The 13109-nt window shown below is 43.3% G+C and carries 13 protein-coding genes; 8 read left to right on the forward strand and 5 right to left on the reverse strand.

Annotation, left to right across the window (positions count from 1 at the left end):
* The first annotated feature begins 47 nt into the window (after window positions 1-47).
* From KN811_RS01045 to KN811_RS01055, 3 genes are all read left to right on the forward strand, one after another.
* Window positions 48-491 (forward strand): DinB family protein, encoded by a 444-nt coding sequence (locus KN811_RS01045; RefSeq protein ID WP_187964351.1) that lies wholly within the window; start codon window positions 48-50, stop codon window positions 489-491.
* Between the two features lie 236 nt (window positions 492-727).
* Window positions 728-1564 carry a helix-turn-helix domain-containing protein gene (locus tag KN811_RS01050; protein WP_187964352.1) on the forward strand — a complete coding sequence of 279 codons (837 nt, stop codon included), beginning with the start codon at window positions 728-730 and terminating at the stop codon, window positions 1562-1564.
* A 130-nt stretch (window positions 1565-1694) separates the two neighbouring features.
* Window positions 1695-3197 (forward strand): aldehyde dehydrogenase family protein, encoded by a 1503-nt coding sequence (locus tag KN811_RS01055; protein ID WP_187964353.1) that lies wholly within the window; start codon window positions 1695-1697, stop codon window positions 3195-3197.
* 103 nt (window positions 3198-3300) lie between these two features.
* Here the strand turns inward: KN811_RS01055 and KN811_RS01060 are convergent, their stop codons facing one another.
* The 3 genes from KN811_RS01060 to KN811_RS01070 form a co-directional block, all read right to left on the reverse strand.
* Entirely contained in the window at window positions 3301-4149 is an 849-nt protein-coding gene (locus KN811_RS01060) for an alpha/beta hydrolase (protein WP_247716380.1), read from the reverse strand.
* 219 nt (window positions 4150-4368) lie between these two features.
* Window positions 4369-5004 (reverse strand): response regulator, encoded by a 636-nt coding sequence (locus KN811_RS01065; RefSeq protein ID WP_187964354.1) that lies wholly within the window; start codon window positions 5002-5004, stop codon window positions 4369-4371.
* Entirely contained in the window at window positions 4991-6988 is a 1998-nt protein-coding gene (locus KN811_RS01070) for a tetratricopeptide repeat-containing sensor histidine kinase (protein ID WP_187964355.1), read from the reverse strand. Before KN811_RS01070 ends, KN811_RS01065 begins: the two co-directional genes overlap by 14 nt.
* Before the next feature lie 149 nt (window positions 6989-7137).
* Between KN811_RS01070 and KN811_RS01075 the strand changes: the two genes are divergently transcribed.
* From KN811_RS01075 to KN811_RS01095, 5 genes are all read left to right on the forward strand, one after another.
* Window positions 7138-7533: an MmpS family transport accessory protein gene (locus tag KN811_RS01075; protein ID WP_187964356.1), complete on the forward strand. Its 396-nt coding sequence runs from the start codon at window positions 7138-7140 to the stop codon at window positions 7531-7533.
* A gap of 47 nt (window positions 7534-7580) precedes the next feature.
* Window positions 7581-8084: an outer membrane beta-barrel protein gene (locus KN811_RS01080; RefSeq protein WP_187964357.1), complete on the forward strand. Its 504-nt coding sequence runs from the start codon at window positions 7581-7583 to the stop codon at window positions 8082-8084.
* Window positions 8085-8338: 254 nt separating this feature from the next.
* The gene (locus KN811_RS01085) at window positions 8339-8914 is read left to right on the forward strand and encodes a hypothetical protein (RefSeq protein WP_187964358.1); all 576 of its coding nucleotides are present in this window, start codon (window positions 8339-8341) and stop codon (window positions 8912-8914) included.
* A gap of 115 nt (window positions 8915-9029) precedes the next feature.
* Entirely contained in the window at window positions 9030-10073 is a 1044-nt protein-coding gene (locus KN811_RS01090; protein WP_187964359.1) for an OmpA family protein, read from the forward strand.
* 12 nt (window positions 10074-10085) lie between these two features.
* On the forward strand, window positions 10086-11000 hold the full coding sequence (locus KN811_RS01095) for a hypothetical protein (RefSeq protein WP_187964360.1): 915 nt from the start codon (window positions 10086-10088) through the stop codon (window positions 10998-11000).
* Between the two features lie 141 nt (window positions 11001-11141).
* Here KN811_RS01095 and KN811_RS01100 read toward each other — a convergent pair whose 3' ends face one another.
* A complete protein-coding gene (locus KN811_RS01100) occupies window positions 11142-11651 on the reverse strand; it encodes a hypothetical protein (RefSeq protein WP_187964361.1) in 510 nt (169 codons plus the stop codon).
* Window positions 11630-12976: a Gfo/Idh/MocA family protein gene (locus KN811_RS01105; RefSeq protein ID WP_187964362.1), complete on the reverse strand. Its 1347-nt coding sequence runs from the start codon at window positions 12974-12976 to the stop codon at window positions 11630-11632. The genes KN811_RS01100 and KN811_RS01105 overlap by 22 nt, the downstream gene beginning before the upstream one ends.
* Between the last annotated feature and the right edge of the window lie 133 nt (window positions 12977-13109).

Below are 13109 nucleotides of genomic sequence, written 5' to 3' on the forward strand. Positions count from 1 at the left end.
AGGGACCAATTCAAGACTCCAGAACTCCAAAACTAATAAACTAATAAATGAAATCACTCTTTTCGGAATTGTTCTCCTATAACGACGATTGCAATAAAAGGCTTATAGCAGCTTTCCGCCTGGCCGGGGACAAAGTACCGGAAAAGAGCCGCAGGCTCTTTGATCATATCCTTACGGCCCATCACATATGGAATGCCAGGCTTAACGGCCAGGCCCCGAAATATCGGGTGTGGGAGGAGCTTTCCCCGGATATCCTGGAGGAATTACATGAAGAGAACCAGGAACTTAGCAGGAAGATACTGGAAGAAAAGGATTTTTCTGAAATTATCGATTACAAGAACAGCAAAGGCGTTCCGTTTCACAATAGTATCCGGAACATATTGTTCCATGTAATTAATCATGCCACCTATCACAGGGGGCAGATCGCTATGGATTTCCGGGAATCCGGACTGGAACCTTTGGTTACGGATTATATTTATTACAGGAGATAAGAAAAAAGGGATATCAGATAAAATAAAAAGGCTGTATTACACTTCGATGCAGCTTTTTTGTTTGTGCGTTTGACAGCACGATTTTCAGACTATCTTATGCAGGGTATGGAGGAACCTGTTAGAGATCTCAAACAAAGGTTGTAATTTTTAAATGTTTTTGCCCCAGAGAGCTTAAACATTATTCGCGTTAATTAACTTTGTTTCTGCTGTCTTAATAAGAAAGAATATATAAGCCGATGCTAATAGAAAATATACCGGAACTATTTATTGACGATTCCAGGAAAAAGCCCGATGTTTTTGTTCATGATTTCAGGATGACTACTGATATTGTAAAAAGTAAAGTAAACCTGAGGATGAATATGTTCAGCTTTTTACAGGTAGGGAGGAAGCAGATCCATTTCGCAGGAACTTCGGTTGCCGTAAATAAAGACCAGTCCTTACTTATAAAAAAAGGAAATTGCCTGTGGACAGAACTATTAGATACAGAAAATATTTATTATTGCAAATTGTTTTTCTTTTCGGAAAAAATACTCAGGGAATTTCTGAAAAAGCATATAGACGGCTCACCGGAACACAAAAAGGAAGTCCCGTTTTTTATCATTGAAAACGACCATTATATCTCATCTTATTTAAATTCGCTTTCAACCATAAACGATTACCCTTCTTTGCTTTCCGATAGTTTTCTTTCTGTTAAATTTGAAGAGATCATGCTTTATCTCATCGGTAAATACGGGGATCGCTTTAAATCGTATTTACAATCGTTAATAGTCGAAGAAGCCTCCCCGTTCAGGGAAATCGTGGAGCGTAATGTTTATTCCAATCTTAAACTGGAAGAAATAGCATTTTTGTGCAACATGAGTTTATCGACCTTTAAACGTTATTTTATAAATGAATACAAGGTTTCACCGGGAAAGTGGTTACAGGAAAAACGCTTGCAGAAGGCAAAGGTACTCCTGGAACAAGGTCACTTAAAGGCATCGGACATTTATATGGAAATGGGATATAACAACCTGTCTAACTTCAGTACGGCATTTAAAAACAAGTTTGGTTTTAGCCCCAAGGATATTTCTTAACAGTGTTTTTATGTGAAGCATCCTTTTTTAAAACTGACCTTTTTTCATAATAAACTGACTTTTTTTGGTAAGCTCAAAACGGGGTAACCGGCCTACATTTGTCTTGAGTTTAATTCAAAAAAAAGTCATTATGTCAAACGTAGTCAAACCCGATTTTAAAGAAAAGTACGGGAATTTCATCAACGGTGAATTTGTTGCTCCGGTAAAAGGAGAATATTTTGATAATGTATCTCCCGTAGACGGTAAGGTATTTACAAAAGCCGCCAGGTCCACGGAAGAGGATGTTAACCTTGCTTTGGACGCTGCACATCGGGCCTTTCCGGCCTGGAGTACGACTTCCGCTACGGAACGCAGCAATATGTTGTTGAAAATTGCCCAGGTCATGGAAGACAATTTTGAATATCTCGCTTCTCTGGAAACCATAGATAATGGTAAGCCCATTCGCGAAGCAAGAGCAGCAGATATTCCCTATTGCATAGATCACTTCAGGTATTTTGCAGGAGTTATTCGCGCTGATGAAGGAACCATTTCCGAACACGATAAAGACACCGTAAGTATCGTTTTACACGAGCCTGTTGGAGTAGTCGGGGAAATCATTCCCTGGAACTTTCCGCTATTGATGCTGGCATGGAAAATAGCACCTGCATTAGCGGCAGGTTGTACCGCTTTGGTAAAACCGGCAGAGCAAACCCCGACCAGTGCTATGTGTTTGATGGAACTTATCGCAGATATTTTGCCCAAAGGCGTGTTAAATATAGTGACTGGTTTCGGCAGTGAAGCAGGAGAAGCCCTGGCTGCATCCGGGAGAGTGGCAAAACTTTCCTTTACAGGGTCTACGGAGACCGGGCGTAAAGTAATGCACAATGCCGCAGAAAATATAATTCCTTTAACCCTGGAATTAGGTGGTAAATCTCCTAATGTATTCTTCCCGTCAGTGGCCGATAAAAACGACAGCTTTTTCGATAAAGCTATTGAGGGAGCACTTATGTTTGCCTTAAACCAGGGTGAAATTTGCACTTCGCCTTCCCGGATCCTCGTTCACGAAGATATTGCAGATGTGTTCATTGAAAAAATGCAAACACGTTTAAAGCAAATCAAAACCGGCCATCCGTTAGATCCTGAAACCATGGTTGGATCACAGGTTTCAAAAGCACAATTCGATAAAATTTTAAATTATATTAAAATAGGTAAAGAAGAAGGTGCTGCGGTATTGGCAGGTGGTGAACCGGGAAATTATGAAGGAGAGCTTGCCGATGGATACTACATTCAGCCTACGGTTCTGAAAGGGGACAATAAAATGCGGGTGTTCCAGGAAGAGATCTTCGGGCCTGTGGTTTCGTTAACCACTTTTAGTTCTACCGAAGAGGCCATTGCAATCGCAAATGATACAACTTACGGTTTAGGTGCCGGTGTATGGAGCAGGGACGCCCATGAACTGTACCAGGTACCGAGAGCGATCAAGGCAGGTAGGGTATGGATAAACCAATATCACACGTATCCTGCTCATGCCCCGTTTGGGGGTGTAAAGGAATCAGGATTTGGCCGTGAAAATCATAAAATGGCGTTGGATCACTACCGCGTAGTGAAAAATATGCTTATTTCTTATGATAAAAAACCGGTAGGCCTGTTCTAATGTGTTTTTTAAGACCGCTTGTAAAACCTCAGATATTCCATCTGGGGTTTTTTCATATTCATCAGTGTTGAGATGATCCGCAGGGACTCATAGAAACTTGTCACTAGCTTTTTATATACCCGAGAGAACTAAGGAATTCATCGGCTTTTTCTACGGTCTTATTGTAGTATTCTGTATGCTTGTAATTGAAAAACCCATGCGGTTGCCCTTCATACAGGTATAGATCGCAGCGGCTCCCGACCCTTTCCATGACCTTTTTATAATAGCGTACCGTTTCAACCGGTATCAGGTGATCTTTTGTCCCTAGGAATATGATCGTTGGCGGGGCGCCTTTCTGAATATTATGGAGGGGGGAGAAGTCGTGGTATTCGCTGCCTATCCGTTTAAAACCATAACCGCCTGGCCCGTTATCTATCACAGGGTTAAAAAGTACCAGGGCATTGGGTTTTGCACTGATATTCAAATCGTCCTTTGAATCGTTGTATTTTTCAATGGTAGCGGTTGCCGCGGCCAAATGTCCGCCTGCGGACCCTCCCGAAGCGATGATCTTGTCAGGGTCGATATGGAATTTTTCTGCATTTAAGCGCAAAAACCGAATAGCCGACTTGGCATCTTTCAACGACTCAAAAGGCGATGTTTTATGTCTTGATTCAACCCGGTAGTCGGCCAGTACGCTGATTAGTCCCTTTTTTGAAAAGTGTTTTGCATGAGGCCTGAATTTCCCTTTTCTCCCCGTTTTCCACCCGCCGCCAAAAAAGAAGATCACAACGGGGTATTTTTGTCCTTTGACCATATGTTCCGGATAATAAATATCCATGGTCAGGGATATCGTATCCAGGGTTTTATACACTACTTCTTCCTGTGCTGATATTTTTTGGAAGCTCAGCAGCAGTAAAAGAATAATAATACCTGCCTGCTTTTGCTTACTTGTCCTAATGGCCTTTGTTGTCATATTTTCCGGATTTATAAGTAACTGATCCTGATGTGGATTTAAACCTGGATCATATCATAAAAATTCCTTTCAAATTTACTTTTATTTTTTCTGTTATCTGTACTGTGCTGTACTGTTCCGGAGGGTATACCTGGCAAGACAATTTTCGAACCGCTTTATAGGAGATCTGAAGAAATAGGTGGTTGGGGAAGCTGGATGATGATCAATTACAGAGCTATATTATAATAATTGACACCGGGTTGCAGCCATAATCAACTCGGCCACATTTTTAACCTGAAACTTAAAATGCAGGTTTCTGCGGTGTGTTTCTATGGTAAGGGGGCTTACATTTAATTGTGTGGCGATCTCCTGGGTTGTTTTTCCTTCCGCGATCAGTACCAACACCTGTTTTTCCCTTTTGGTCAGGCGGGGCACCCCTTTTAATTCAGATTTAGCGGGTTTTGCAATGATTTCCCTGACCTCATTGCTGAAATAGATATCCCCTTTCACTACTGCAGAAATACCTTTAAGTAGTTCCTGTTGCGACACGTTTTTTAGCATATACCCGTTAGCACCGCTTTGAAGTATCTGCATAATGATGTTGCGTTCGGCATGATTGCTCAATGCCAGTATTTTTATTTCCGGTGCTACGGTCTTTATTTCCCGGCACAGGTCTATACCGTTAATGTCGGGTAGGTTAATATCGAGCAATACCACATGCGGGCGTTCCCGTTCGATGAAATTATAAGCTGTTTTACCTGTCGTAAAATGGCCCGTGATATTCAGACGCTGATCGAGTAGCAATAGTGATTTTATCCCTTCGATAACGATGGAGTGGTCATCGACAATGACAACTGAGATCTTATCTGCCCACATAAAGTTCAATATTTACCGTAGTTCCTTCGTTTTTCCCGGAAACGATCTCCAATGTCCCGTCCATGGTCTTTACCCGGTTTTCCAGATTGCGTAGTCCCAACCCCTTTTTGTGTTTGGGAGCTTCCGGGTCAAACCCTTTTCCGTCATCTTCCACGGTAATATAAAACCTGTTTTCGTTCTGGCTACATTGAATAATGACCAGTGAAGCCTTGCTGTGTCGTAAGGCATTGTTGAGCAATTCCTGGACGATACGGTAAATGGTGAGTTGTTCGCTGTCTGTAAGCGTGGTCCTGATCTCATAGGGTTGGTAATCCACTTTGAACGAAGCAGTTTCATAAGACTTGCACAGGTCTTCGAGGGCCCCTTCCAATCCTGTTCGCAATAAGGATTCAGGCATCAGGTTATGCGCAATCCTCCTCAATTCTTTTAGCGATTTGTCTACATTGGAAATGATCTTGTTGACCTCTGTATGGAAAGTACTGGTCAATCTCGATTCTACTTCGGAAAGGTTCATCTTTACCCCTGCCAGGATACCGCCCAACCCGTCGTGCAGGTCCCGGGCCATCCGTTTTCGTTCCTGTTCTTCTCCCTTGAGCATGGCCCTGGCGGAGAGGAGTTGTTGTTCTTGTTTTAATTTGCTTAACTGGTTCTGATAGTTTTGTTCTTTTTCAAAAGAGAGTTTTTTGTCTTTTTTATAATAGAAATAGGAATAGACGATGACAATGAAGGAAAACAGGCTGGTAATGCCCAATAACCAATTCACCAACCGGTTGTTTTTGGCAGATAAAAGGGCCATTTCATTTTCGGCCTCAAGCCGGGCTATTTGTTTTTCCTTTTCTGCATTATTGTATTTTATTTCCAGGGCATTAATGTCGTTTTTCAGTTTGCTGGTATGCAGGCTGTCACTTAGTGTGCTGTATTTTTTTTGCCAGTGATAAGCATTCTGCATATTTTTCAATCCCGCATAGGTCTCTGCTAGGCAGGCATATATTTCCACCCGGTTCCCATAAAATTCCATCATGTCTTCCTCTTTCAGGAATTCTGTCAGTAATAGTCTTGCTTGTTCATATTTTTGGGAAGCGATAAGTGCCCTTATCTTATAAAATTTCAACTCATGAATTTTATATACCTTGTGTGTTCCGTCTGCGGATTGTATCCCTTTATCGAAGTTAGCTAATGCTTTGCTGTATTCTTTAAGTTCGTGGTGGTACATCCCCTTGGTCATATAATACAAAGTGTAATGCTCGGAATCAGGAAAAGTAGAGAGAATGGCATACAAACTATCCAGTACGGACTTGGCTTTGGGGTATTTTTTGAGTAAAATGTAATTTTCAGCAGCTCGGCCATAAGCCGATACCAACCGGGGATATGAGGATCGCTTTCCTCTTAATAAATAAATTGCCTTATTAAAATATGTCTCTGCCTTACCATATTGTTCCATATTCATAAACGATATCCCTACTGCTGAATATTCCGCTCCCATGGTAGCGCTGTCTCCCGCTTTCTCCGCTAAAGGTATAGCCTTGTTCAGCAGTATATGAATATGTGCCTTGTCATCATCATTTCGTTGCCGGTGTACAGCCATGTTGTTCCATATATTCGATCTGCTTACATAGGCTTCTTTGGTTTGTAACTTGCTTAACAAGCTATCGGCCATAAGGTAGGCTACTTTACTTTTATGTTCGTCATAATTAAAATAGAAGAGGCCTTCACTGTAATAGGACATGGCGTATAAGTAGGGATAGCCTTTACTTAATACTCTACCCTGATCTAAGTATTGTCTTGCTTTGGTCGAGTCCTTATATAACCAATAGTTGATCAACTGCAAATTTGTACCTGCCTTAATACTGTCGTTCTTTTCACTACTTAGAATTTGTTCTAGGCTGTCTGCATAAGCAGACATATCTAAAGAAGGCGCTTGTGCCAAACAGACAAAAATACCTTGAAAAAAGAGATGAAAAAAGAGGTAGCTATTGCGAGTCATAAATGCAATTTAAGAATTAGTTTTATTACTCGGTTCTTCCCTGTTAAAAATACTGGAAAACCAGTAGAAAAAAACACTTGTTTTTAAGGATTGTTCTTTTACCCGGCACCTCATAATTTTGAACTTAATTAAAATTCAAACAAATAATTATGAAAAAAACTATTTATTTATTGGTGTTTTCACTTTCTTTTTGTCTTATTTCCTGCTCGTCTGATGATGATTCCGCTTCGGAACCGAGAAATATCAAGTATGAAATAACCGGGAATTACGCCGGAAGATTAACCGTTGTCTATTCAGATAAAGGCGGCAATAGTCAAACCATTAATGTAAATTCTTTGCCCTGGTCCGAGTCGTTGACTGTCGATAGCGATATCTCGGCTATTGCATTGGCCGCAGGTAATAGTGGGGTTGACAATCCCGGAGCAGAGGGAGAAAGCATTACATTGAAAATTTACCGGAACGGAGAAGTGGTAGAAGAATCTACCGCAACGGCCACAGACAACGGATTCATAGAACTGGGAATATCCTATTCGTTTGACTTATAGAAAGCAATTGTTGTTTTCCCGGTAAAACTTTAAAAATTTTGAATATTATGAAATCATTTTTACTCAGTGCAGGATTACTTTTATTAACATACCAGCTAACATTTGCCCAGAACGATACGCGTATCGGCGGAAAGCTGATGTACGGAAGCGAGATCGAAACCTTTGGAATTGGAGCCACGGCCGAGATCCCCATTCTGGACAAACTGGTCATTGCCCCCGATATCGGGTTTTATTTCCCGAAAAAGGAACACGGTATAAAAACAAATGTGTTTGAACTCAACGGAAATGTAAACTACTATTTTGTCGAAGAAGAGAACATAGGATTTTACGGCCTCGGAGGATTAAATTATACTCATGTGAAAGCAAAGATCGACAATGACGTTGCCGGTTTCAGCGGTAGCGGCAGTAACGGCGAAGTTGGCCTGAACCTGGGGGCCGGGGCCAATTTTCATATAGGCCAGGGCTTTTTGCCCTTTGCGGAGATCAAATATGTACTCGGAGATTTTGATCAGCTGGTCATTGCCGCCGGGGTAAAATTCAACCTGGATTAAGAAACTGCCCCGGGTCTTATCCCTATCCCCCTGACTCATTTTTCCCCTCCGGAGCCCGTCCCCCGGTATTTCCGAGTGATCCTGCTGAAGTATGGTATGAAGTATTGCCGAAACAGGACCTGAACGGTTTCAAAAGACCGGGATGGCTCATTATAAATGAAAAAGGAATTGTGCCAGGACCATAGCACAATATCATTTATAAATGTAAAGAACATAATGAGTTAATAATCAACAACACCTTAAATTACAGACAGATGAAACGAATTTACTTCACCGTAGAAATAGCATTGCTGATTGCATTGCTTTCCGTAAAGACGTCCTTCGGGCAACAGATGCGGGACAAAGAAACATTTACAGACACCCGGGGAATAGAATACAGGGTAGGGGATGATCTGCTCATAGGATATCCTTCCGATGGATCGGGAGATTTTAAATATATGATAAGCACTACCGAGAAAAAGTTAGGATGGCTGAAGAAGGCGGTAAAAAAAGTAGGTGACGCCGGCAAAAGTATTGCCCGGACCGGTGCGGAATACAACTCGGCCGGAACCTACAATACAGGACAGGATGCTTCCGGCAAAGCAAACTCTGCATTGGGGCTCAGTGAGGCTGGTGACCGGCTGTTATCCGGGGACCACGACCTGACCGGCAGGAGCCTCCGTATTTTGAGGTTTTCCGCTAAGGGGAACAAAAGAAGGGGAGAACGGTTTTATGCCATTGTTGCCGGCCCGGGGAATGGCAATTACGAGATTGAGATCATTCCGGCCATCCGTTCCGGAGAACTGGCGGGGATCAATGGAAAACTGTTTGACAAAGATAAACCTGAATAGCCCGGTAATAAGAAACCTCATGGCCTGTCTTTGCCGGAAGGCGGATATTTTACAATTACAGCCATTGTGCGTTGTTGTAAATGGTTGTAATTTAGGGGGCTAAAAAACAATTTAAATGAAAAAACTACTCATTAGCTTTATTGTGATGTCTCTTTTACTGGCGTGTAACGGCAGCAGGGAAAACAAAAAAGACGCAACAGGGCCGGAAGAAAACAAGGAATCGCCCGTTGCAGAAGATCATACGGAAACCAAAACAACAGAAGCCGAGGCCAAAACCGGGCCCGGAACAGATACTGCCAAATTCGATATCGAAAAGATTGCCGTTTCAGATGCCGACCTGGGGGATTTCCCGTTCTTCAGCCTTCCCGAAGGGCTTAAAACAACCAACCGGCCTATCAACAGAAAGTATGATGTGTTGTATTTTCCCATAGACAGTATCATGACCCCCCTGGAAGGAAAGGTCTGGAAAACATATGTTTCTGCCGAAGGGGGATACAAGGACTGGTCTTTGCCCTATTTCCTCAAAAGTTATGACGAGGCCATTATATCGGCGGGCGGCGTTAAGATCTTTGACGGGAAAATAAATCATGAAGAATATGAAAGGTACCATGAGGATGCACAATATATGGGAGAAGACGGTTCTATCGGTTATGTCGGGGAAAAAATAAAAGTATATGTCATCCGCCGGCCGGATGGCGGTAATATTTATATACAGCTTACGGGAGATTCGGCAGCCGGAAAACTCAATATCCTTCAGGAGGAACCTTTTAAACAGACGATCTCTATCCTGAAATCGGACGAGATACGGAAAGACCTGGAAGAGAAGGGAAAGGCTGTATTGTATATCAATTTCGACCTGGACAAAGCTACCCTGAAACCCGAAGGAAAAGAAGCTGTCGATGAAATAGCCAAGGCATTACAGGGCAATGAGGACCTCAAAGTAGCCATTCACGGATATACCGACAACTCCGGAGGTAACACACACAACCAGGAACTGTCTGAAGACAGGGCACAATCGGTGTTGGATGAATTGGTTTCATTGGGTATAGACGGATCGAGATTGTCATCCCGGGGGTTCGGTGCCCAGGACCCCATCGCAGACAACGGTTCGGAAGAAGGAAGGGCCAAAAACAGGAGAGTGGAGCTCATAAAACAATAAACAACGTGTAAAATGAAAAACGGAATAATTCTTTTAGTGGTTTTTTTGTGTGTTATTTCATGTAAAAAAGGATCAAAACAAGAGCAGTTGCTTTCCATGAAAGGGGAGGAAACCACGGAAATAAAGAATATTAAAGAAAACTTCACCGAAGGAAAAATAGATATACAGATCTATTTCCGGGGAAACCGTTTAAGCGAAGTGCTGAACAGGGTAGACCCTTCACAGGGGGATATACAGCAACAACTAAAAAAGTACACTAAAGAATTGTCTGCCGAAGAAGCGGAAAACATACAAAAAGTAATGAGCGCAAATCCCGTGCTTGCCATGCAGATCATGTTTCTCCCGATGCTGAACAATGAAATTTTTGTCAGGGGAAATCGGGCTACGGCAAAATGTGACGGTTTGATGTATCACCTGGAAAATACATTGAACGGAAGTAATGAGACCGGGACGGTGTTTATTCAATCGCAATCCGATAAGGACAACCAGGTTACATTCAATTATGACAAGGACTTTTTTGGAGAAAGCCAGCTCCAGGCCAGGATAGACCTGGAAATGTATGACAGGAAGCCAACCGGTGAGACCGAAGAAATAGCGGGATATCAATGCAGTAAGGCTGTATATACGTTAAAAAATGCTTCTCCTATGGGCATAGGAAAACTGGAAGTCTGGACTTCGGAACAGATGCCCGAATCCCTCAATTTTATACACCCGTACTACCTGGAAGAGGAACACGGGATCATGAAAATTGCCGTTTACCACGACAGTCAGTCAGATATGCCCATGGTCTATGAATTTAAAAAGGTAAGCCCGGGCCCGGTAAATGATTCCGATATGGAGATCATGCAGAGCCAACCGGTTTACGAAGGAAAATCCGATATGGAAACAATAGGCGCCAGGTTGATGGGTATTATGTTCGGAAACTGATGTCGCCGGGATAAACTAAAGCCGAAGTAAGGGAGCCCTGTTTATTTTAAAAGCGTTACAGCTCCTCTCTTGAGAGGGGGGAGGGGTGAAATGGGCGGGGGTGTTCTCTTCCAGGATAACCCCATCAACCTCTAAAACGTTTTATGCCGGAACGGCATCGTTCCGGGTCACCAGGAAACCCCGGCGCATGGCCGGGGTTTTGTTGTTGGCCGAAAGGATATCGCGGTGGCCGGTCACGGTATGGTTTCTGTTAGCAACGGTATCGTTCTGACTGGAAACATGTTCGTTTCTAATGATCGCGCATCCGTTTCGGCCGGCCAGGGTATGGTCTGCGTTAGTAATGGTATTGTTCTGATTGGAAACATGTTCGTTTCTAATGGTTGCACATCCGTTTCGGCTGGTCACAGTATGGTTTTCGTTAGTCACGATATCGTTTTGACCGGAAACGTGTTCGTTTCTAATGGTCGTGCATCGGTTTGGACCGCGAACGGTATCGTCCCCGTTAGCCCCTATATCGTTTGGGGTGGAAAGGTGCCTGCTTCCAACGGAGATGTGTTCGTTCCGGTCGGAACTATTACAACCGGCGATCCGACTGAAAAACCAGCGCAGCATCCCCGAAAAATTACGGATCAGGATAAAACCTTTTCCCATCCGGGTGCGTAATTCCTGCGCCAATATTTCATAGCTTCATCATTGTTCAGGATGTGGCCATTGCCGGGATCAATGTCCAAAGTACTACCGGAACGAAGGGCAATGTTGCCAAGTTGGACCAGCAAGGTACTTTTGTGCCCTCCGGTAATATCCGAATTTAAGGATGTTCCTTTTCGGATGGCATTAAACAGATTCTGGATATGCAGCACGTCGAGATCCTGCGACGGGTTCGACAAATTTCCCGTTCCGATTTTACGGCTGCCTTTTACTTCCTTGGTCAGTTTATTTTTCAGGTCGTACACCTTATAAGAGTTGCCTCCTTCAATGACCATGGAGCCGTTTTCGCCATAAAACATGACCCCGACACCTCCTCCTTCAACAGAACGACCATTACAACTACGCCCTTCCCATGTCATTAAGGTGTTGTTAGGGAACTCCAGATTTATGACCTGTGTATCCGGTGTCTCCCAATCGTCGTTATAACGGTACCTGCCACCATTTGAACTCACCCTGGTCGGGTAGTCCACTCCCAATCCCCACCGGGCCAGATCAACAAAATGGGTGCCATTGTTCAGGGCTTCACCGGTGCCCCAGTTCCAAAACCAGTGCCAGTTATAGTGAACGATATTATCCCTGAAGGCCTCACGCGGGGCAGGCCCTTGCCATAGATCAAAATCCAGCCACGAAGGCACTTCGGTGGTTTTTCCGGTTCCTATGGAAGGCCTGTTGTTGGCATACCAGGTTTTGGCAAAGTAAGGCCTGCCGATAATTCCTTGTTTAAGTTCTTCAATAGCAGCTATGACATTGGGCCATGAACGGCGCTGATTTCCCATCTGGACTACGCGATCGTACTTTTTTGCCGCTGCCACGGCCAGTTCTCCTTCATGTGGGTTGTGGCTGGCAGGTTTTTCCAGGTAAACGTGTTTCCCTGCCTTGCATGCCATTATAGCTGCCGGAGCATGCCAGTGGTCCGGTGCCGCCACTATTAAAATATCCACGTCCTTGTCATCGAGGGCTTTCCTGAAGTCCGTAGCATGTTTGGGTTTCTTGTCCTGGATTTTGGCGATCGTATTGATAAACTTTTCGGATGCCCTGGTATCTACATCGCAAGAATATAAAACTTCGCAATTGGGTTGCATGGCAAAGTTGGCCCCAACGGCATTGCCCCTGCTGTTAACACCCATACTGGCCACCTTGAGACGTTCATTGGCCCCTAATATACTGCCATAGCTTTTGGCACTGAAGCCGGGCAGTACCCCTCCAATGGAGACTGCTGATATGCCCATCACCGTTTTTTTTATAAATGACCTTCTTTTATTTTCCATGTGATATTTTTTTGATATTTTAAATTATTTAATATTACAGTTTTCTTATGATGTATAGAGCCTGATCATTATGACCTTTATGCTCCTTATACCTTGTACAACAATCGATATTAAGGTCTTAAACAAGTCTTAT

The organism is Sinomicrobium weinanense, assembly GCF_018863395.1.
Taxonomy (GTDB): Bacteria; Bacteroidota; Bacteroidia; order Flavobacteriales; family Flavobacteriaceae; genus Sinomicrobium; species Sinomicrobium weinanense.